This is a genomic window from Lentibacillus halodurans, assembly GCF_900112045.1.
In the GTDB taxonomy this organism is placed as follows: domain Bacteria; phylum Bacillota; class Bacilli; order Bacillales; family Amphibacillaceae; genus Lentibacillus; species Lentibacillus halodurans.
On the sequence record NZ_FOJW01000008.1, the window covers coordinates 179,528 to 199,420 of the forward strand.

Genomic DNA, 19,893 nt, shown 5'->3' on the forward strand with positions numbered 1-19,893 from the left:
AAAGTAAAATGCTGCACTCCTGCCTGTATTGTTTGTCTTTAGCGAGGAAAGTTTTCATTGTGTCCCAGGCTTTTAAATGTTAACTTTGCAAACGTCCTGTATCCTTTTTGAAAGATATGGCGATCAGCATGAGGGCGAGCATAAAAATGATAACATAGAAAAAGGATATACTAGGGAAGTATTCAATAAATAATCCGCCTAAATAAGGTCCGGACAAGCTGCCGAGGCTGAACGAAATCCCTGTCATCAAATTGCCCGCCGGTAACAGTGAAGGTGGCAGCAAGTCAGTCATATAGGCGATGCTTAGCGAATATAGCGAACCGACTAGCATGCCTGATGCAGCAAATGAGATAAACAATGCTGCGGCCGATGTTTCAAACGATGCCGCAAATAGAAAACAGATTATGCCACCTGATAGGACCGCCAGTAAAATGTTTCGTCTCCCCAACCGGTCACTTAACATGCCTAAAGGGATTTGTGTAATAATGCTTGCGCCTGCAAAAAAAGGAATGATTAATGATAAGATATTCACGTCATGCCCAATTCGCAATCCATAAACCGGGAAAATCCCATGTAATGTCGCCTCTAAAAATCCGTACCCGAATGCAGGCAACAGGGCAATCCAGGCAAGTTTGCCGGTTTGAATGAAACGTCGTAAGGAGCTGGAACCGCCAGCACTATGAATCTCCTCATCATCTGGCCACTTGTTTCGGACAAAAAACATAAACGACCAGATAAGCATGCTAAGTGCTGCAGATATGAGAAACGGCAATGCCTGATGAATCTCCAGGAGCCGGGTCATCAGCGGTCCTATCGTAAATCCCAGCCCGAATGACAAACCATAGAACGAAATGTTTTTTCCGCGTGTTTCCTTGGGACTGGTTGTCGTGATCCATGTTTGGGTGCCGAAATGAAGCATGTTATCCCCGATGCCTATCATGACACGCAGAATAAACCAAAACCATAAAGCGTGCCAGAAAGGAAATAACGCCAGGGAAATGAATACAAGTATACCACCGATCATAATGACCGGTTTGAAACCAAGCTGCCGCATCGGTTTTTCCATAAAAGGTGATGCGATCAATATTCCAATATACAGTCCGGTTGCATGGAGCCCATTGACCGAAGAGGGGACACCGTTTTGTTCAAGAATAATCGACAATAATGGAAGGATCATGCCTTGTGAGAAACCGGATATGAAAACGAGTGCGATTAAGATCCAAAACCTAGATTGTGCGGATACCATAGTTCTTCTCCTTCCCCATTCATGCTGCTGCATTCAATGTAATGTTTTTCACAACAAAGGTCAATTCAAATATTTCATCCAAAAGGACGTTATGGTATAGGATTAAGGGTACATAATAATATAAGATTTCATTTAAGGGAGTTGAAAACAGTGGATTTATACTTAAAAGAAGAAGGTATGCGTGTTGATTTGGAGTATGGACAACTGGATATATCAGGGGATGAGGCATTTGGATTCCGCCCGTACCAATTGATGGTTGCATCGATTGCAGGCTGCAGCTCATCGGTTTTCCGGAAGATTTTAAAGAAACAGCGGACAGATATAGCAGACATGAAGGTGACAGCGGAAGTCGAACGCAACCCTGACGATGCCAACCGAATTGAGCGGATTGCTTTGCATTATGTCATCAAGGGGTATCATTTAGATGTTGATAAATTGTATAAAAATCTGGAGGTGGCCAGAAAAAATTGCTCGATGATCCGTTCAGTCGAGGACACGATTACCATTGAAGAAACGCTGGAAACGATTGAATTAAGCCGTTAAATTTTAACAAGGTATAATATTCATGTGACCGAAAAAACTAACGATAAAGATGAAGCACTTTTCGTGGTTTACGCAAACGAAAGGAATGGGATACATGAATAAACGATATTACATTATCGTATTAATGGCACTGGTTTTATTGTTTCCTGACAGCGGTCTGGCTGAGGAAAAAGAAGAATCAAAAAAGGAATTTGAAGTACCGAGTCATGTCCTGAACATATCAAAGGAAAACACTTATCCTAATTCAACAGAGGATCAGGAAGTTGTTGAGCCCAGTGAACTGACAGAGGAATTGATTGAAGGCGTTGAAGTTCCGATTGAAAATCCGGATCTGATTAAAATGCTCAATGAAACGTCCATTAAGCCCTCGCCAATTGCTTTTGGCTACAGAGGAATGGTTTATGTTGGACGCTGGCCGCTGAATTATCAGTCGGACGAAACAAATATCAACTGGGAATATCAAACAATCAACACAAATGAACTTAATAATATTGGTGGTGATTCAGAGCAGAAAATGCAATATAACCAGCAGGAAAAAAGGGAAGTTAAAGGTGCCCTGACGAACAAAATTAGCAATCCGGATGATGTTAAAAAAATGATGCTGTTAAAAGCAAAAGATAAGATTGAACTGCCACTGGCTTATACAACTGTTATCGGTCAGAATACGAAAAAGGAAAATTCGTATAGTGTGCCGGCGAAAAAGTACGGGGAACTGCAGGCATATGCACCTGCAGTCAATGAACGGGGGCAAGTGACATTCGGTGAAGTGTACTTCCAATTGAAAGGGTACGATAAATCGATCGTGATCAAAAATGTTACGAAGCAGGGAATCGGTGCATGGATACCAGTACAGGATCACGTGTCATTTTCCTTTCAGCTTAAATAAGTGGATGGATAAAGGCCTCCGGGGATTTCCCGGAGGGTTTTTATCAGCTGGAGAAAGAGAACCTCAGCTCGTCCGGCTTGAAGACAGCCCATCCCTGGAACTTATTTTCTTTACACGCTCTGTGGACATCTATTGGATAATTTTCCACTCCAAAGAGGGTTGATTTTTGCACTTTAATGCTTTATCATGATGAAGTATTAAAAGTTAAACACTTATGAAAGAGATAGAGAGGAGAAACAAATATGGAATGGGTTGTTGTCGTGTCTGTATTCGTGTTGACCATTCTTAGCTTGTTAAGGATCAACGTCATCATTGCAATTATTGCCGCAGCACTTACGGCAGGCTTGATGTCGGGGGATTCTGTCATAGGATCTATTGAAATGCTTGTGAGCGGTATGGGTGGCCAGGCAAGTACAGCATTAAGCTATATTTTGCTTGGCGCTTTCGCAGTAGCGATCAGTTATACAGGCATTACAGCTATTCTAGTTAACTATTTAATCAAAGTATTGACCGGCAAAAAAACGATGATGTTATTCGCAATTGCCGGTGTGGCTTCGTTATCTCAAAATCTGGTACCCGTGCACATCGCATTTATACCTATTTTAATTCCACCGTTATTAAAGCTTTTTGATGAAATGAAAATTGATCGGCGTGGCGTGGCGACCGCTTTGACATTTGGGTTAAAAGCGCCGTATGTCATGATCCCGGCCGGGTTTGGTTGGATTTTCCACGAAACCATCGTTAACGGGATGACTGAAAATGGTGCCGATATTACAATAGGGGAGTCGGCACTTGCCATGCTGATTCCTGGAGCAGGGATGGTTGTCGGATTGCTAATTGCCATCTTGTTCACATACCGCAAAGATCGTGAATCAATTCCAGGAGCAGGCGGGAACGAGGCGAACTTTACTGCACCGGAAGCTGGAAACGTGACGTTCAATAGAAAGCATCTTTTGACGCTAATCGCTATTGTGGGAGCATTGACTGTTCAATTGATGACCGGAAATCTGATTGCCGGTGCGTTAACTGGACTGGTACTGATGTTTGCACTTGTCGTTGTTCCGTTTAAAAAAGGTGATCAGGTGATGGCTGATGGCATTGCCATGATGGGCCAAATTGCATTTGTTATGCTGGTGGCATCCGGATTTGGGCATATTCTTACAGAAACAGGCGCAGTAGATGCGTTAGTGGAGGTATCATCCGGATTTCTCGGTGATAATAAAGCATTAATCGCTTTGATCCTGTTGCTCGTCGGACTGGTTGTTACCATTGGCATTGGTTCCTCATTTGGAACAATCCCAATTCTGGCAGCTCTTTTTGTACCTATTTGTCTGACAGCGGGTTTTTCATCGCCTGCAACGGCTGCTTTGATTGGAACTGCTGGTGCGTTGGGTGATGCCGGATCACCAGCATCAGACAGTACACTCGGACCAACATCAGGGCTGAATGCTGACGGCAAGCACCATCACATTTGGGATACATGTGTTCCGACATTCATTCACTTTAATATTCCTTTAATTGTATTCGGCTGGGCAGCTGCGATGGTTCTTTAAGTGGTCGTTTAATGATCTTAGGCATACTGACTAGTATCAAACGTTCGGTTGATGAATAAGTGAGACCAAACATGGACAAAGTAAGGAAAAAAATAGGTGGGGTATGCTATGCAAAAATACATTGCGGTAGCATTGCCGATCATCCTGTTCTGCCTTACTTTTGTTCCATGTCAGGATGTGACGCATGCTGCTGATGGCTATGGGTGGGGATTTAAAAAGAATAAGGAACATAAGATTCCTAATGTTGGAAAGTATCAACAGATTCTGGAGGAATATGGTGCTTACTATGCAGATGATTCCGGTGAAAAAGTAGTATACCTGACGTTTGATAATGGATATGAGGAAGGTTATACCGATGAGATCCTGGATGTTTTGAAATCGCAAAATGTTCCTGCTGCCTTTTTCCTGACAGGTCATTACGTGGAAAGTCAGCCCGAACTTGTGAAACGAATGGCAGATGAAGGGCATATTATCGGCAATCATTCCTATCATCACCCGGACTTTACAGTCGTCAGTAAAAAAACAATGCGGGAAGAGCTCAAGACGCTGGAACAGGCAGTTGCTGAAGTGTCAGATCAGGAAGAAATCAAATATTTACGCCCGCCAAAAGGGATGTTCAGCAGGAAAACATTAGAGTGGGCAAAAGAACTTGGTTATATTCACATATTCTGGTCCTCTGCGTTCGTTGATTGGGAAACGAGTGAGCAAAAGGGATGGCAATATGCATATGAAAATATTATGGATCATATGCACCCGGGATCAATTATTTTGCTTCATACTGTGTCGTCCGATAATGCCAAAGCATTGGATAAGTTGATTACGGAGTTGAAAAAGCAGGGTTATCAATTCAGGAGCTTGGATCATCTTGTGCTGAAAAACAAACTTCCGCGCCCGATTTACGGCTATTGAATTCCCCTGCTGGACTTTTTTAAAACGAAAGAGGCTGGGACAAAAGTATATTAGCCAAAGATACATCCGAACGATGATTCCACTATAATGGGAACCGTTCGGATGTATCTTTTGAGGTATGTTTGAACATTTGTTGCCGATGATCTATCAACTGAGAAGTCACTTGGTCTTAGATTTGCTTTCTTCCATGCTTTTGTTGGTGAGTGCATGATGGTCGCTGCGGAAAATTACGCTCTTTTCGGGGGCACGGCCTCAGCTAACTTTGCTAAGAAAACCACTTGGCAAAGTGGATCTTCTGCTCGCGCTGTTGCCCAGGCGTGTCGCATTTTTCCACAGCTTAGAATCGTGTTCTCATCAGGTGACAGCAAGTTCAACCCCAACGTGAGCGGAGGAAGCATACGGAGACTTCTATGGGAACAGCACGAGCCGAAGACCCCGCAGGGAAGAGGTCTTTGCTTACCGAGGAGGCTGAGGCCGTGCCCATGGAAAGCGCAGTATGCTGCCGGAGCGAATGATAGCACGTAACTAACATTAGAATGGAAGGAAGGCTGCACCAAAACAAACTGTCACTCGTTCGTAGTTGTTATATCGACGATGAATAAAGATGTGACTATTGAAAAAGCAAAATGCTGCACTTCCTGCCCTGTAATTGTTTGTCTAGCCTCTTTTACTTCTATTAAAAAAGTAGCATATTAAGTGGAATTCTGTTGTTTCATACATGACATGAGTTGTTTAAAGTTTACATATATTCTGATATAATTAAAAGATATATTAGTATGGGAGTGAATAGGATGAACAAAGCAGATTTAATTGCTCCGGAAGATTATAATATTGTAATGGAAATGGAACGTTTTGCAGCAAAAACTCCAAGCAGAAAAGCATTGATTTGGCATGATGAACAAGGACAGTCAAAAGAAGTGACATATGAACAGCTGATGAAAAATGTCAATAAAATTGGTAACGCTTTCAAAAGAAATGGACTTGAAAAAGGCGATAAATTGTTCATCATGATCCCACGGATGATAGAAGCATATGAAACGTATCTTGCTGCGTTAAAGATCGGTATGATTGTCATTCCAGGATCGGAAATGCTGAAGACAAAGGATCTGCAGTACCGGATCAGTCATGGTGAAGTCAGTGCTGTCGTCAGTTATTATCCGTTTGCTGATCAATTTACAGATGTTAAAGAATATGATCAACTGATATTATTTTCTGTCGGCGGGTCAGTCGATGGCTGGCATAACCTGAATGACTTGAAGAAAAAAGCATCGGATCAGCTTGAAATGGCCGACACTTCAAGAGAAGATATTGTGTTTTTATCCTATACATCAGGCACCACTGGGAATCCCAAAGCGGTCGTACATACACATGGCTGGGGATATGCTCACTTGAATACAGCCCCTGAGAATTGGCTCTGTATAAGCGAAGGCGACAAAGTATGGGCAACAGCCGGACCGGGATGGCAAAAATGGATATGGAGCCCGTTCTTATCTGTACTTGGTTCGGGTGCAACCGGATTCGTTTATCATGGTAAATTTGATCCGAAGACCTACTTGGGATTGCTGCAGGATGAAGACATCAATGTATTATGCTGTACACCAACCGAGTACCGATTGATGGCCAAAGTGGATAATTTGGATGACTATCAGCTCCCAGCGCTTCATAGTGCCGTTTCAGCGGGAGAGCCGTTAAATCGTGAAGTGATCGATACATTCCGCAAGTATTTTAATGTGACGGTTCGTGATGGTTATGGACAAACCGAAAACACCTTATTACTTGGTTTTATGAAAGATATGGAAGTAAAGCCCGGATCGATGGGGAAGCCAACGCCAGGCAACGAGGTGGAAATCGTGGATGAAAACGGACAGCCGGTTCCTGCCAATGAAATCGGTGATATCGCGGTGAAACTGGACAGCCCGGCACTATTCCGGGAATATTATAAAGATCCGGAGCGGACGGAAAAATCCCGGCGCGGCGATTATTATGTAACAGGTGATCAGGCATCAAAAGATGCAGACGGTTATTTTTGGTTTGAAGGCCGAAGTGATGATATTATCATCAGTTCCGGCTATACAATCGGACCATTTGAGGTGGAAGATGCATTGGTCAAACATCCATCTGTTAAGGAATGTGCAGTTGTGGCAAGTCCGCATGAAGTGCGCGGGAATATCGTCAAAGCATTTATAGTACCACAAGAAGGGGTTAACACAGGTAATCCGGATTTGGTCAAAGCATTGCAGGATCATGTTAAAGAATGGACGGCGCCGTATAAATACCCGAGAAAAATTGAATTTATCAGTGAACTGCCGAAAACAACGTCAGGGAAGATTAGGAGAATAGAATTGCGGGAGAAGGAAAAAATTAAACAGTAAAAGTATTTCAATGAAGAAGGCTGTTCTATGTTTAGGGCGGCCTTTTTTACGTTAATAACACTGATGAAGGATTTATAGCTTTAGAAAAAAATTGAGTAAAAACACTTGAAAGTCAAAAAAGGTCAGAGTATAATGACGGTAAAAGGTCAAAGATAGTCAAAGTCAAACCTTTTAATATACATTTGAAATCAATAAAGGAGGAATCACATTATGCAATGTCAAAATTGTGGTATTCGTCCAGCAGCAATTAACGTCTCAATGCAAATTAACAACGAACGAATGAATATGCACTTGTGTAATGAATGTTTCCAGGAAATCCAAAACAGCATGATGAACGGTGATTTTGGTCAAGGCCAGCAAGGTGATTTTGCCAATAAATTTTTCCAGGGCAATGGTCAAAATCAAGGATTCACTGGAACGAAAACACAGCAAGGATCCGGTAATGGCAATGGCTTACTTGATCAAATGGGCAAAAACGTTACCAATGCAGCACGTGCTGGTTTGATTGATCCGGTCATCGGACGTGATAACGAAGTAAAACGCGTGATTGAAACGTTAAACCGCCGGAATAAAAACAATCCTGTACTGATCGGTGAACCCGGTGTCGGGAAAACAGCCATTGCTGAAGGACTGGCACTGAAAATCACGGAAGGCAAAGTACCGGCTAAACTGATGGATAAAGAAATTTATCTGCTTGATGTCGCCTCGCTTGTGGCCAATACAAGTATGCGCGGCCAGTTTGAAGAACGGATGAAACAACTTGTTCAGGAATTACAGGAACGGCAAAATGTCATCCTTTTTGTTGATGAAATCCATCTGCTGGTTGGTGCCGGTACCGCCGAAAGTTCCCAAATGGACGCCGGCAATATTTTGAAACCGGCATTGGCACGTGGCGAACTGCAATTAATCGGTGCAACGACACTGAAAGAGTATCGTCAAATTGAAAAAGACGCTGCCCTTGAACGCCGTTTCCAACCGGTTATGGTCAAAGAACCATCCGTGGAAGACGCTGTCCAGATTTTGCAGGGAATTAAAGACCGCTATGAAAAATTCCATGAAGTCAAATATTCCGACGAAGCGATTCGCGCGTTTGTCACACTATCACAACGTTATATCCAAGACCGCTTCCTGCCGGACAAAGCAATTGACTTGATGGATGAGGTCGGCTCACGCCTGAATCTCGACAACGCGGAAAAAGATTCTGATTCCATCCAAAACCGACTGGATGAAGTCGTCCGTGAAAAAGAGGCAGCTGCTGAAAAAGAAGATTACGAAACAGCAGCCCACTTGCGTTATCAGGAAATCCAGCTGCAAAAACAATTGGAAAAAGCTAAAGACGAAGAACAAGTTGTCGATGTGGATATTTCCGATATTCAATTGATTGTTGAGGAAAAAACGGGTATTCCGGTTACAAAACTGCAGAGAGATGAACAGGAAAAAATGCGCAACCTCGGCGAATATCTCAGTGCCAAAGTCATCGGCCAGGAAGAGGCAGTGCAAAAAGTTGCCAAAGCTGTCCGCCGCAGCCGTGCAGGCCTGAAATCCAAATATCGTCCAATCGGTTCATTCCTGTTTGTTGGCCCAACCGGTGTCGGTAAAACGGAACTGACGAAAGCGCTGGCTGAAGAATTGTTCGGTTCACGTGATAGTCTAATCCGGCTTGATATGAGCGAATATATGGAAAAACACGCAGTATCCAAGATCATTGGTTCACCACCAGGATATGTCGGACATGAAGAAGCAGGACAGTTGACTGAAAAAGTCCGTCGCAATCCGTATAATATCATTTTGCTCGACGAAATTGAAAAAGCGCACCCTGATGTGCAAAACACGTTCCTGCAAATTATGGAAGACGGACAACTGACCGATTCACACGGCCGCACCGTAAGTTTTAAGGATACAGTTATGATCATGACCAGTAATGCCGGAACCGGTGAGAAACAGATCAATGTTGGATTCAACCGTGATGAACATGATGCTGTATCTACCCTTGAAAACTTAAGTGCCTATTTCAAACCTGAGTTTCTAAACCGTTTTGACAGCATTATTCAATTCAACGAACTACAGGAAGAAAGCTTGCTGCAAATTGTTGATTTAATGCTGGGAGAATTGGAAAAAACGATCGAAGAAAATGCCATTTCCATCTCCATTACGGACGCTGCAAAACATGAGCTTGTTCAGCTCGGCTATGACCGTCGCTTTGGTGCACGTCCGTTGCGTCGTGTCATCCAGGACAAAATTGAAGATCAGTTGACCGATCTGATTTTGGAAGAAGAAACAGTTGACACCGTTCAGGTTGACGTTAAAGATGGCGAAATTGTTGTTGGAAAAAGCGAATAAACTTTGCTTAATAAAAAGAAAGGCCGCTGACACTGTTCAGCGGCCTTTCTTTTTTGAAAACTTCAGCCGGATGCATCATATTTATCCGGATTATTCCGCATAATAGTAAACCTGATAGGTGAAAAACTAAAAGCAATCAGATTTAAGAAGGATGTTTCATATGCAGCAGCGAATCACGTTACTGATAATGATCTTGCTGACCGCTGTAACAATCATTCCGTCAGCATACATAGACGCACGGGAGCAGCCGGATATGGATGTTCATTTTATCAATGTCGGGCAAGGGGATAGTATTCTGGTTCAAACGCCCTCCGAAAAAAACATCCTGATTGATGGCGGTCCCCCACGTGCTGGTAAGAAAGTTGCCGCATTTCTTAAAGAGCAGAACGTGGAAAAGCTTGATTTAGTGATAGCAACACATCCGGATATCGATCACATTGGCGGACTGACAGAGGTTATGAAAACGTTTGAAGTGGATAGAATTATGGATACCGGGAAAATTCATTCGACGAGAACGTATGCCCAATACATCAGCCAGATCCTAAAGCGGCAGATTCCGGTTGAAATTGCTGATCGGAATGATCTTATTAAAATTGATCCATTATTAAAAATGCGCATTTTAAATACACATGCAGGCTCCAAAACGAATAATGAATCGTCCATCGTTCTGAAAATCACATTTCATAAAATGGATATTCTGCTGATGAGCGATGTCGAAAAAGAACAGGAAAAGAAACTGATGGAAAAACATGATCTCGATTCAGAAATTCTAAAAGTGGCCCACCATGGATCACATACGAGCACGTCATTGGAATTTTTACAAGCAGTAAGTCCTAATGCCGCCGTTCTGACTTATGGTAAAAAAAATGAGTATGGTCATCCTGTCGACCATGTCATGGAAAATTTGCACAAAGTTGATACGGCCATTTATCCGACAGCAGTGTTTGGCGATATAACGATTCGAACGGACGGTAAAGGCTTTGTCATTTTTAATGAAAAGCGTCCAGCAAGCAATTTAAGAGCAGGATAGTATTTTACAGAAATAAACAATACTGATATCATAAAAATATAATTTAAATATCAAATCGGGGAAGGTGTGTCAATGTGATTCGTGAAAAAGATGCGTGGATGATGAATGGATATGTCGGGATTCTTGCCATTGCTGTACTGGTGGCAGTTACTGTCATGAGCTTTCTGGAAGGACAGTTTGTGATCGGTGGTATTGCGCTGGTGATTGCTATTGTATTGGGGAGTGGTATTACGATTGTCCAGCCGAATCAGGCAGCTGTCGTCATTTTTCTGGGAAAATATATGGGAAGTATCCGGAAAGAAGGAATTGTCATCACAATCCCATTCTCCATAAGAAGAATGATTTCATTGCGTGTTCGGAATTTTAACAGCAGCCGGCTGAAAGTGAATGATGTTAATGGAAATCCGATTGAAATCGCAGCTGTCATTGTATTTAAAGTGGTTGATGCCGCAAAAGCGGTTTTCGAAGTGGACCGTTACGAAAAGTATGTTGAAATACAAAGTGAAACAGCGATCCGTGCTGTTGCCACACAATATCCGTATGATACGTTCACGGACAAGGAGATGACCCTGCGCGGAAATGCGGAGGAAGTATCAGAGCAGCTTGCAAGAGATCTTCAGGAACGGCTGACGGTTGCCGGAGTTGAAGTTATTGAAACAAGGCTAACACATCTTGCCTATTCCACTGAAGTTGCCCAGGCGATGCTGCAGCGGCAGCAGGCAAGTGCTATTATTGCTGCGCGTAAGCAAATTGTTGAGGGAGCTGTTGGAATGGTGGAAGATGCGATTGCCCAGCTAGAGAAAGATGGTATAGTTGATTTAGATGAAGAGCGCCGTGTCACCATGGTTAATAATCTGCTCGTTTCCATTGTTTCGGACAATGGTACACAGCCGGTTGTCAACACGGGAACACTTTACCAGTAAAAAGAGGGTTTCGATGGCTAAAAAGAAAAATTTCCCATTAAGGTTAGACCCGGAATTGTATGAGATCCTTCAAGTCTGGGCCAAGGACGAATTCCGGAGCGTCAATAGTCATGTGGAATTTTTGCTGAGAGAATCGGCTAAAAAAGCAGGACGTCTGCCGAAATCTCAGGATAAAAAAATAGGGGAAGATTAAACATAGACTCCGCGCTGATTTGGTGCGGGGTTTTTTTATGGATAATTAGCCCCGGTACGGTGAGAGAATGTGAACTTTAGCGTTTTCTTTTGATCATTATTGTTGATTTCCGTTACCTTTTTTTTAAAAAAAGAATTGACAAATACATTAAACAGTTATATGGTTAGTTACATAAGCAATTAACCAATCAGCTAAGGAGCACCGATTATGAAATTCCAATTGGATGACAATAAGCCCATTTTTCTGCAGATCAAAGAACAACTGGAAGACTCAATCATCAATGGAACAGTACAACCGGGTGAACGTGTCCCTTCAACAAATGAATTCGCCAAATATTATCAAATCAACCCAGCTACAGCAGCGAAAGGGACGAACGAGCTGGTGGATGAAGGTATTTTGGTAAAACGGAGGGGTGTTGGAATGTTTGTGACCGAAAATGCCAAGGCGATTTTAATCGAAAAACGGAAACAGACATTTTATGAACATTATGTGCTGCCGTTAAAAAACGAAGCAGCAAAATTAAATATTCATAAGAGTGAGCTAATGGAAATGATGAACAGGGAGGAAACCAGAAATGAAAATTAACGTCAAAAACGTTTCGAAAACATATAAAGAAACGAATGCACTGGATAATATTTCGTTTACACTGGAAGAGCCAAAAATTTATGGACTGCTGGGAAGAAACGGAGCAGGGAAAACAACGTTTATGGAGATTTTGTCGGGACAGATCCTCGCATCAGAAGGTGAAATTCTGATCGACGGGAATAACCCGTTTGATAACCAGCTTCTGACCGAATCGATTTGCCTCATTAAAGAAGGCGATAATTTCAAAAAAGATTTAAAAGTGAAAAATGTGCTGCAAATTTATGCTTATTTTTATCCAACATGGGATCAGGATCTGGCTGATGAACTGATAGAAGAATATAATCTCAATCTGAACGCGAAAGTAAAAACCTTATCGAAAGGGATGGCCTCGGCACTAGGCATTATCGTTGGTCTGTCAAGCAAGGCACCGATCACGATTTTTGATGAACCCTATATCGGACTCGATGCCGCTGCCCGCAAAACGTTTTACGATATGCTGCTGGAAGAATATGAAACAGAAAAACGGACGATTATCTTTTCTACACACCTGATTGATGAAGTCAGTCTGATGTTTGAAGAAGTGCTGATTCTGCAGGATGGGAAACTTGTATTAAAAGAAGAAGCGGATGTTCTGCGCAATCAAGCGTATGCTGTTTCCGGACCAATTCAGGATGTTGAACAATTTATCAAGGATAAAGAGGTTATTAAGAGAAAAGAGCTTGCCGGTATGATGACCGCCTACATTTACGGTGATATGGAGCAGGCAAAATCAGCAGGGCTGACGGCTGAAGGCATACCGATTCAGGAACTGATGATTTACTTGACGGAAAAGAAGGAGGCATAACAATGGGGAGACAGATAAAGGGATTACTCTATTTCTTTGGAGCAGATATCAGGCATTCATTAACCATCTTTTGGACGATTTTACTAGGGATTTTAGTTGTTTCGCTTGCGTTTACGTATTTCCTGTCTGGAATAGATGACGATGACGCTTTATTCACACTTAGTCTTACTGGACCAATGTATGTTTATTGTGCGATTCTGGGATTTTTGACCGTAAAGGAATCAGTGCCTTTTTCAATTAAAATGGGGGCGACACGTAAAAATTTATTTGTCAGTGTTGGCATATTTTTCCTTGCGCTTTCATTTGCCATGTCTGTTGCCGCAAGTATTCTGCAGGAGCTTGTCATGTCATTATTGAATGTGTCAGGGATTGATTTATTTATGTTTCTTCACCCGGCATATTTTCTGGATGACACATGGTATACAAGGATTTTAATAGATATGTCTATCATGTTTTTCTTCCTGTCAGTGATGTTTATCATCGGTTTGATATTCTACAAGTATGGTCTGGCAGGTGGCGGCAGCTTCCTGGGAGTGTTGCTGATTGTCTGTCTTATAGGAATAGCACAGGGATGGCTGATTGATTTCTTGTTTGAATTGGTTGCTGATATTGATTTAGGATTCTTTTATCAGCTGTTCGGTATCGGAGTAGTTATTTACGCCATTTCTTTTCTGTTTTTGCGAAGGATTACAACGGTTAAAGTGAGATAGTAATAAGTGCGGATGTCTCACTTTTTTCCGGAGGTTGGATGCTTGAGCGGGGAAATAAGTGATTCAGCCGATTTTGGCATTGAGACGAACAAAAACACCATTAAAAAAAGCTGTGACAAAAAACGTTTATAAAACAAGAACCCGAACAAACAAAGCAAGGTATATCCCGCTGCGGAAATATATTAGGTGCTCGTCGTGTTGAATGAGATTTCGGAGAAGCAGCACTCCTCGCAACTCGCAGTTTAGTTTCGCTCGTCGCTTTCCGCAGACGGCTGGTGAGCCCCGCATGCACTCGCACTGCGGGATCTCACTCAGGCCTTTCCTCCTGCTGGCGTCTACGTATATTTCCACCACTAAAACGGACTATTGGTCGTCTTATAAGCCCCCTTATTTTAGTGATGTCCCAGCCTCGTTTAACCTGCTAATTCTTTATTTTTAAATATGCTGGCAGAGCCAAAAACCAGTAAAATGACCAGAATGATGGTAACGCCTGCCGTTCCGATTAATTCGCCTGGAACACTCCCGGTTATGAGCATTTGCTGGATATAGTCGGACATATAATTCGGGCTCCATTCAAGGACGTGAGAAAAAATTGTGGTGATCAGACCCATGAGTATTATTGTAGCTAAAGTTAGAAATGCAACAATCCCAGGTGTTTTGAATAACGTATTGTAAAAAATAGACAGTGATATGACCAGCGTTAGCCATAATCCGTAAAAGAATAAAACCTGCAGCAGCGCTCCAAAAGATAGGTCGCCATATAATATATTGATATAGTACCAGCTGGCAGCCATTCCAAGTGCAAAGGCAGTCAGGACCAGCAGTGCTAATGATGCCCATTTCGCCGTAATGTAGTTCATATAAGAAACGGGTTTAACCAAAATCAGTTCGGAAACACCACTGTTACGTTCACCGGCAATCGTCCCCATTGATATGAGTGCAATGGTCAACACGCCGATAGTGCTGAATTGTCCTAAACTCATCATGACGACATCATCTGGCTGGTATTCGGGTAGCTGTACCTCAGCACCTTCAGGCATTCCACCAACAGCTTCAATTATTTGCGGCAAATAATAATTGGTCAGTGGATCCATGATCGCAATCAGTATCATAATCAGCGGCACCCAGATCCATTTGACATTCCTGACGTTTTCGATCAATTCTTTTTGAAAAAGTGTCCACCATTGCATTAGCTATTCACCGCCTTCATAAACATATCCTCGAGTGATGCCCGGTTAATTGCAAATGATGTCAATGGCCATTGTTCTGTTGAAGCTGCCGTTAAAATCTGCAGACGTGCTGCCCCGATATCCGTCACTGTCACATGCAGGAGGTTCCGGTCAATATAACATGTTGTCACAGCAGGCATGGCAACCACCTTTTTCTGATAGTCATCCAAGTTCCCGTCAAAACCAAGCTCCATTTTTGCGGTCTGGTACTGGCTGCGAAGTTCATCCATTGACCCTGACTCAACGATCCTGCCATCGTGCAGCAATAAAAGCTCATCACTTATTTCGTCGGCATCACTCAAAATATGCGTTGAAAATAAAATCGTCATGTCAGTCTTCAATTCTTCCATTAAGCTAAGTACTTCACGGCGGCCGATTGGATCAAGTGATGCCACCGGTTCATCGAGTACAAGCAATGTCGGGTGGTGAATCATGGCTTGTGCAATCCCGAGCCGTTGTTTCATACCGCCAGAGTATTTACCGATTCGCCTATTTGCGGCCTCGGTCAGTCTTACACGTTCTAGCAGTTTTTCAGCACGTTTTGTTGCTTCCTTTTTTGACAAGTGCGCAAGCCGGCCGGTATAAATCAAAAACTCCCATCCAGTCATCCACTTATAAAAAACAGGATGCTGCGGCAAATAGCCGATCATCTTCCGGATATCATCATGTTGTTTTATACCGGTAAATGTAATTGATCCGCTCGTCGGTTTTAACAGCCCGGAAAGGATGCGTAAAGTTGTCGTTTTTCCAGCACCATTCGGACCAATCAAGGCAACACATTTTCCGGAATCAAATTGAAAACTGACTTGATCGATGACGGGTTTTCTATCATATTTTTTGCTTAAATTTTCGACGTTAAGCAATACCATTTAGTCATTTCTCCTTCCGAAAATGAAATAAATAATGGGGCCGATAATGTTAATCAGTATGACAATCAGTCCCCACATCCATTTTGGTCCGTTTGTTTTGTCAATCCGGATCAGGTCGATGATGGCAACGATTATTAAAATGCCTTGAATGACCAGTATTGGTGCTATAACAGCCCAATTGATGTCATTGAATAAATTGACTTCTTCCATCATGATACACTCCCATCTGATTATATAGTTGTCATACGGGATATAGTGCAAAAAGGATTCTTTACCAACGAAAAACTGGCATTTGTCATATTATTCAATGATCAAATGCCAGTTGATGGTTGCGGTATAAAGGATGGCTGTCAGTTCATTCTCCATTCAGTTGAAGATTATATTTTGTCAACCTTTTCGATAAAGTTTTCGAGCATATCATGTACGGCCTGCTGCTTCCGAATCGGGAGATTGCGCAGGCGGAAAACCTGCTTTTTAAACGAGGGATTTTCCATTAAATATTGGATAAGCTCCACTGCTTCCTCATCGAATGGTTTTGTTTTTGAACTGTATATCCGCTTGAAATCTTTCAGTAAATCCTCCCGGAATGAATGATTACCAACGATATGATCAATGGTCACATCGAATAGTTCACTTAATTTTATTAATGATTCCAAATCCGGGATTACTTTATTTGTTTCCCATCGAATGACAACATAGCGAGATATGTTCAATTTAGCTGCAAGTTTTTCCTGTGTCCAGCCATTTTGCTCACGTAAAAACTTAATGTTGTATGCGATCTTTTCCAAGTTCATATTATCACACTCTGCATATTAATGGACAAATTATCCTGATTCTTCCAAGGATATTTAAATCCTATCATGACTTAAAGCTTATAAAGACTATTTTGTTGTGCTTAATATGAACATATAGTACTATGTGTTTAAACGGCACATTAAAGGAGGGGATACAAATGGTGAGCTGTCTGATTCTGTTCCATAAGACGATTACGAGTCTGACAAAAATTACGATTCTTAGGGCAGTGTTTCAAGAAGAAGATTTTGAAATACATGTTATAGATAAAGATACAGTAATGATGTACTTATGGAATGTGGACAAAGCTAGCATTCTACAGGTGGCATTAGTACTTGAAACGGAAGATATTAATACAGGATTTGGATTTGGGGCATGTAAACTGGAAGCATTGAATGAGGCCAAAGGGGTGCTGGATCCATCCCCAGCGTTATCCACATCTTCATTGGCTAACACAAAGTAATAAACAGTTTTATCCTCATTATCCACATAATCAAAGAAAGTTATCCACTAAATGTGTGAATAATTGCTCTTTATGTGGAGGAATTTCACAGATTAATCCCGTATATACTGGTCAGCAAGCTCCCGCCTCAGGATTTGAGGTAATACGAAGAAGGGTAAGTGGGGGTGAGCTGCCCGGCAGTTAAGTGCAGACGTCCTCGAAACAGGAAAGCATTTTTTCTTCGTGCGATGTATTCCCTGCTGCAGCTTTCCTTGTCCTGTCGCATACTTGCACTAGCATGTTCTGTGCGTCGTAAACTCATTCAGAAGGGGTAGGACGCCCCGCTGAATGAAGTGTCACTTTACCAACAGCGCATATATTTTGTGGTGGACTAGTAAAAGGAAACCGCGCTGTTAACTACGGTTTCCTCTTTGGGTTACCCGATTATACGCTCGGTCGGCCCGTCTGAATTCTTTTTGGTAAAGAACTTCCTGTGTTTTGGACAAAAATTTTTCCTGTTCGATGGGTTTTTTCGGCATAGATAATCCCTCACTTTGCATCTAGGATTACCTGTCCCATTGAAAATATACACAAAATCGATTCCTAGCGTTCTGTTTCCTGTAAAGCCTCTTTGAGATCTGAGTAGGAAAATGCGTAATGGTATGCTTGTGCTTTTTGGGGCAGAACGTATTGCCCTTTGGCAACCAATATACTCATTTCTCCAATCACAGCCCCAATCATCAAGGCGGGCACCGGAATCCAATTGGGGCGATTTAGGACGTTTGCCAGTACGCTGATAAAATCTTTATTCCGCTTTGGGTTTGGAGCGGTTACATTGACAGGACCACTAATATGGTCATTAAACAGACAAAATTGGATCATCCCGACGACATCGTTTATATGAATCCAGGAAATCCATTGTTCCCCGCTGCCAATTCTGCCACCGGCAAACATTTTCACAGGCAATTTCATGAACGGCAGCGCGCCTTCTTTCCCTAAAATAACGCCAAATCGTGTGTAAACGGTACGGATTTCAAGCTTTTCCGCCTGTTTTGCAGTTTGCTCCCATTCCGTCACAACGCCTGCAAGGAAGTTATCACCAGGCTGAGTAGTTTTTTCGGTGAACACGAGGTCTTCGGAAGTGCCATAAAACCCAACAGCTGACCCGCTGATGAATACATCCGGCTTTTTGTCCATTTGTTCCATCATCCGGATAACGTGCTGAGTTGTGTCAATCCGGCTAGTGCGGATCGCCTCCTTTTTCTTTTTGGTCCAATAACCAAATAATGAGTCTCCAGCCAGATTAATGACCGCCTGAATCTCTGGCAGATCTTCAATTGGATGGTTATAACTGATGAAAGATGTTTTCCTGGTGTTCCTGTGTTTTTCTGGGGAGCGTGTTACTATGTATACATAATGGTCTTGTTCGGTTAGTGCATTGGAAAGATGCTTGCCGACAAAGCCGGTTCCGCCGCTAATCAAAATGTTCATGTGACTCACTCCATTTCATTATAGTTTATTCCAAAATATGTCGTATAGTATACTAATCCATCCGGCGATTTTCATGATACAATATAATGCATGAGGGGGAGTCATATTGTCGAAAATTTCCCGGATCACGACACAAAAGAAACATAAAGACCGCTACAATATCTTTCTCGATGACGGCAAAGCCGAGAAGTATGGTTTCAGTGTTGATGAAGCCATATTAATTGAATATCGGCTACGTAAAAATATGGAGCTTGACGATGAAACCATTAAGGCACTCATCCATAAAGATACGCTACATAAATCATATACCCTTGCGATCAATTTTTTAAGCTACCGGATGCGCTCAAAAAAAGAAATTTATGACCATCTCGTCAAAAAGGAAGTGGACGACGAGCATATATCTAAAATTATGGAAAAACTCATCGCTGAAGGGCTGGTTAATGACAGGCAATTTGCAGATGCATTTGTTCGGACGCGAATGCAGACGTCAAGTAAAGGGCCGATGCTGATCAAGCAAGAGCTGATGCAAAAAGGGGTAGATGAGCCGATTGCCGGCGAGGCAGCTGATTTGTACACGTATGACGTGCAGTATGAAAAAGCAAAGAAATTGGCAGAGAAAAAGCTTCATTCCGGCAATCGAAAGTCGTTCCGCCAACAAATCCAGCAGCTGCAGGGTACACTGATGCAAAAAGGCTTTTCTGGTGATGTTGTACAGGCTGTGACAGCAGAACTCCAGGAACAGAAAGATGATGCTGCTGAATGGGAAGCGCTTGTTAAGCAAGGCGAAAAATTGCTGTTTAAACACCAGCAAAAATTAAGCGGCTTCCAGCTTCGCAATAAAATGAAGGAAGCATTGTACCGAAAAGGTTTTACGATTGATTTGATTAACACGTTTTTGAATGAAAATCTTGAAGAATAAACAGGATTGGGAACTGG

The 19,893-nt window shown here is 42.3% G+C and carries 21 protein-coding genes; 14 read left to right on the top strand and 7 right to left on the bottom strand.

Going from position 1 to position 19,893, the window contains the following annotated elements; genetic code table 11:
• Positions 1-79: 79 nt before the first annotated feature.
• Positions 80-1,246: an MFS transporter gene (locus BM195_RS11260; RefSeq protein ID WP_090237981.1), complete on the bottom strand. Its 1,167-nt coding sequence runs from the start codon at positions 1,244-1,246 to the stop codon at positions 80-82.
• A 150-nt stretch (positions 1,247-1,396) separates the two neighbouring features.
• Here BM195_RS11260 and BM195_RS11265 point away from each other — a divergent pair, with 150 nt between their 5' ends.
• From BM195_RS11265 to BM195_RS11325, 12 genes are all read left to right on the top strand, one after another.
• Positions 1,397-1,789, top strand: a complete 393-nt coding sequence (locus BM195_RS11265) for an OsmC family protein (RefSeq protein WP_090237984.1) — start codon at positions 1,397-1,399, stop codon at positions 1,787-1,789.
• A gap of 94 nt (positions 1,790-1,883) precedes the next feature.
• The gene (locus BM195_RS11270) at positions 1,884-2,675 is read left to right on the top strand and encodes a YfkD famly protein (protein ID WP_090237987.1); all 792 of its coding nucleotides are present in this window, start codon (positions 1,884-1,886) and stop codon (positions 2,673-2,675) included.
• A 242-nt stretch (positions 2,676-2,917) separates the two neighbouring features.
• Positions 2,918-4,228, top strand: coding sequence for a Na+/H+ antiporter family protein (locus tag BM195_RS11275; RefSeq protein WP_090237990.1), 1,311 nt, complete (start codon positions 2,918-2,920; stop codon positions 4,226-4,228).
• Positions 4,229-4,336: 108 nt separating this feature from the next.
• Positions 4,337-5,137, top strand: a complete 801-nt coding sequence (gene pdaA, locus BM195_RS11280; protein ID WP_090237992.1) for a delta-lactam-biosynthetic de-N-acetylase — start codon at positions 4,337-4,339, stop codon at positions 5,135-5,137.
• A 791-nt stretch (positions 5,138-5,928) separates the two neighbouring features.
• Positions 5,929-7,509, top strand: coding sequence for an acyl-CoA synthetase MbcS (gene mbcS / locus BM195_RS11290; protein ID WP_090237998.1), 1,581 nt, complete (start codon positions 5,929-5,931; stop codon positions 7,507-7,509).
• Positions 7,510-7,719: 210 nt separating this feature from the next.
• Positions 7,720-9,849, top strand: coding sequence for an ATP-dependent Clp protease ATP-binding subunit (locus tag BM195_RS11295; RefSeq protein WP_090238001.1), 2,130 nt, complete (start codon positions 7,720-7,722; stop codon positions 9,847-9,849).
• A 187-nt stretch (positions 9,850-10,036) separates the two neighbouring features.
• Positions 10,037-10,879 carry a ComEC/Rec2 family competence protein gene (locus BM195_RS11300; RefSeq protein ID WP_425283920.1) on the top strand — a complete coding sequence of 281 codons (843 nt, stop codon included), beginning with the start codon at positions 10,037-10,039 and terminating at the stop codon, positions 10,877-10,879.
• 77 nt (positions 10,880-10,956) lie between these two features.
• Positions 10,957-11,802, top strand: coding sequence for an SPFH domain-containing protein (locus BM195_RS11305; protein ID WP_170848239.1), 846 nt, complete (start codon positions 10,957-10,959; stop codon positions 11,800-11,802).
• A 13-nt stretch (positions 11,803-11,815) separates the two neighbouring features.
• Positions 11,816-11,995 carry a type II toxin-antitoxin system antitoxin gene (locus BM195_RS11310; RefSeq protein ID WP_090238011.1) on the top strand — a complete coding sequence of 60 codons (180 nt, stop codon included), beginning with the start codon at positions 11,816-11,818 and terminating at the stop codon, positions 11,993-11,995.
• A gap of 207 nt (positions 11,996-12,202) precedes the next feature.
• Positions 12,203-12,580, top strand: a complete 378-nt coding sequence (locus BM195_RS11315) for a GntR family transcriptional regulator (RefSeq protein ID WP_090238014.1) — start codon at positions 12,203-12,205, stop codon at positions 12,578-12,580.
• Complete coding sequence (locus tag BM195_RS11320; RefSeq protein ID WP_090238017.1) at positions 12,570-13,424, top strand: ABC transporter ATP-binding protein; 855 nt, start codon at positions 12,570-12,572, stop codon at positions 13,422-13,424. Before BM195_RS11315 ends, BM195_RS11320 begins: the two co-directional genes overlap by 11 nt.
• A gap of 2 nt (positions 13,425-13,426) precedes the next feature.
• Positions 13,427-14,134: a hypothetical protein gene (locus BM195_RS11325; protein WP_090238020.1), complete on the top strand. Its 708-nt coding sequence runs from the start codon at positions 13,427-13,429 to the stop codon at positions 14,132-14,134.
• Positions 14,135-14,547: 413 nt separating this feature from the next.
• On the opposite strand, the gene BM195_RS11330 is transcribed toward BM195_RS11325, so the two are convergent.
• From BM195_RS11330 to BM195_RS11345, 4 genes are all read right to left on the bottom strand, one after another.
• Complete coding sequence (locus BM195_RS11330; protein ID WP_090238023.1) at positions 14,548-15,324, bottom strand: ABC transporter permease; 777 nt, start codon at positions 15,322-15,324, stop codon at positions 14,548-14,550.
• Positions 15,324-16,232: an ABC transporter ATP-binding protein gene (locus BM195_RS11335; RefSeq protein ID WP_090238026.1), complete on the bottom strand. Its 909-nt coding sequence runs from the start codon at positions 16,230-16,232 to the stop codon at positions 15,324-15,326. The genes BM195_RS11330 and BM195_RS11335 overlap by 1 nt, the downstream gene beginning before the upstream one ends.
• The gene (locus tag BM195_RS11340; RefSeq protein WP_425283917.1) at positions 16,233-16,445 is read right to left on the bottom strand and encodes a PLDc N-terminal domain-containing protein; all 213 of its coding nucleotides are present in this window, start codon (positions 16,443-16,445) and stop codon (positions 16,233-16,235) included.
• A 164-nt stretch (positions 16,446-16,609) separates the two neighbouring features.
• Entirely contained in the window at positions 16,610-17,026 is a 417-nt protein-coding gene (locus BM195_RS11345; RefSeq protein WP_090238033.1) for a helix-turn-helix domain-containing protein, read from the bottom strand.
• A gap of 158 nt (positions 17,027-17,184) precedes the next feature.
• Here BM195_RS11345 and BM195_RS11350 point away from each other — a divergent pair, with 158 nt between their 5' ends.
• Positions 17,185-17,487 carry a hypothetical protein gene (locus BM195_RS11350; protein WP_090238036.1) on the top strand — a complete coding sequence of 101 codons (303 nt, stop codon included), beginning with the start codon at positions 17,185-17,187 and terminating at the stop codon, positions 17,485-17,487.
• A 392-nt stretch (positions 17,488-17,879) separates the two neighbouring features.
• Here BM195_RS11350 and BM195_RS11355 read toward each other — a convergent pair whose 3' ends face one another.
• Positions 17,880-18,005: a YfhE family protein gene (locus BM195_RS11355; RefSeq protein WP_090238039.1), complete on the bottom strand. Its 126-nt coding sequence runs from the start codon at positions 18,003-18,005 to the stop codon at positions 17,880-17,882.
• Positions 18,006-18,069: 64 nt separating this feature from the next.
• Positions 18,070-18,957 (bottom strand): TIGR01777 family oxidoreductase, encoded by an 888-nt coding sequence (locus BM195_RS11360; RefSeq protein ID WP_090238042.1) that lies wholly within the window; start codon positions 18,955-18,957, stop codon positions 18,070-18,072.
• Positions 18,958-19,063: 106 nt separating this feature from the next.
• Here BM195_RS11360 and recX point away from each other — a divergent pair, with 106 nt between their 5' ends.
• Positions 19,064-19,876 (top strand): recombination regulator RecX, encoded by an 813-nt coding sequence (gene recX / locus BM195_RS11365; RefSeq protein ID WP_090238044.1) that lies wholly within the window; start codon positions 19,064-19,066, stop codon positions 19,874-19,876.
• Positions 19,877-19,893: the final 17 nt, after the last annotated feature.

Coding starts and splice junctions, on each gene's coding strand:
- BM195_RS11260 (WP_090237981.1), bottom strand. CDS start 1,246: ATGGTATCCGCACAATCTAGGTTTTGGATCTTAATCGCACTCGTTTTC.
- BM195_RS11270 (WP_090237987.1), top strand. CDS start 1,884: ATGAATAAACGATATTACATTATCGTATTAATGGCACTGGTTTTATTG.
- BM195_RS11275 (WP_090237990.1), top strand. CDS start 2,918: ATGGAATGGGTTGTTGTCGTGTCTGTATTCGTGTTGACCATTCTTAGC.
- pdaA (WP_090237992.1), top strand. CDS start 4,337: ATGCAAAAATACATTGCGGTAGCATTGCCGATCATCCTGTTCTGCCTT.
- mbcS (WP_090237998.1), top strand. CDS start 5,929: ATGAACAAAGCAGATTTAATTGCTCCGGAAGATTATAATATTGTAATG.
- BM195_RS11295 (WP_090238001.1), top strand. CDS start 7,720: ATGCAATGTCAAAATTGTGGTATTCGTCCAGCAGCAATTAACGTCTCA.
- BM195_RS11300 (WP_425283920.1), top strand. CDS start 10,037: ATGATCTTGCTGACCGCTGTAACAATCATTCCGTCAGCATACATAGAC.
- BM195_RS11310 (WP_090238011.1), top strand. CDS start 11,816: ATGGCTAAAAAGAAAAATTTCCCATTAAGGTTAGACCCGGAATTGTAT.
- BM195_RS11315 (WP_090238014.1), top strand. CDS start 12,203: ATGAAATTCCAATTGGATGACAATAAGCCCATTTTTCTGCAGATCAAA.
- BM195_RS11320 (WP_090238017.1), top strand. CDS start 12,570: ATGAAAATTAACGTCAAAAACGTTTCGAAAACATATAAAGAAACGAAT.
- BM195_RS11325 (WP_090238020.1), top strand. CDS start 13,427: ATGGGGAGACAGATAAAGGGATTACTCTATTTCTTTGGAGCAGATATC.
- BM195_RS11330 (WP_090238023.1), bottom strand. CDS start 15,324: ATGCAATGGTGGACACTTTTTCAAAAAGAATTGATCGAAAACGTCAGG.
- BM195_RS11335 (WP_090238026.1), bottom strand. CDS start 16,232: ATGGTATTGCTTAACGTCGAAAATTTAAGCAAAAAATATGATAGAAAA.
- BM195_RS11340 (WP_425283917.1), bottom strand. CDS start 16,445: ATGATGGAAGAAGTCAATTTATTCAATGACATCAATTGGGCTGTTATA.
- BM195_RS11345 (WP_090238033.1), bottom strand. CDS start 17,026: ATGAACTTGGAAAAGATCGCATACAACATTAAGTTTTTACGTGAGCAA.
- BM195_RS11350 (WP_090238036.1), top strand. CDS start 17,185: ATGGTGAGCTGTCTGATTCTGTTCCATAAGACGATTACGAGTCTGACA.
- BM195_RS11355 (WP_090238039.1), bottom strand. CDS start 18,005: ATGCCGAAAAAACCCATCGAACAGGAAAAATTTTTGTCCAAAACACAG.
- BM195_RS11360 (WP_090238042.1), bottom strand. CDS start 18,957: ATGAACATTTTGATTAGCGGCGGAACCGGCTTTGTCGGCAAGCATCTT.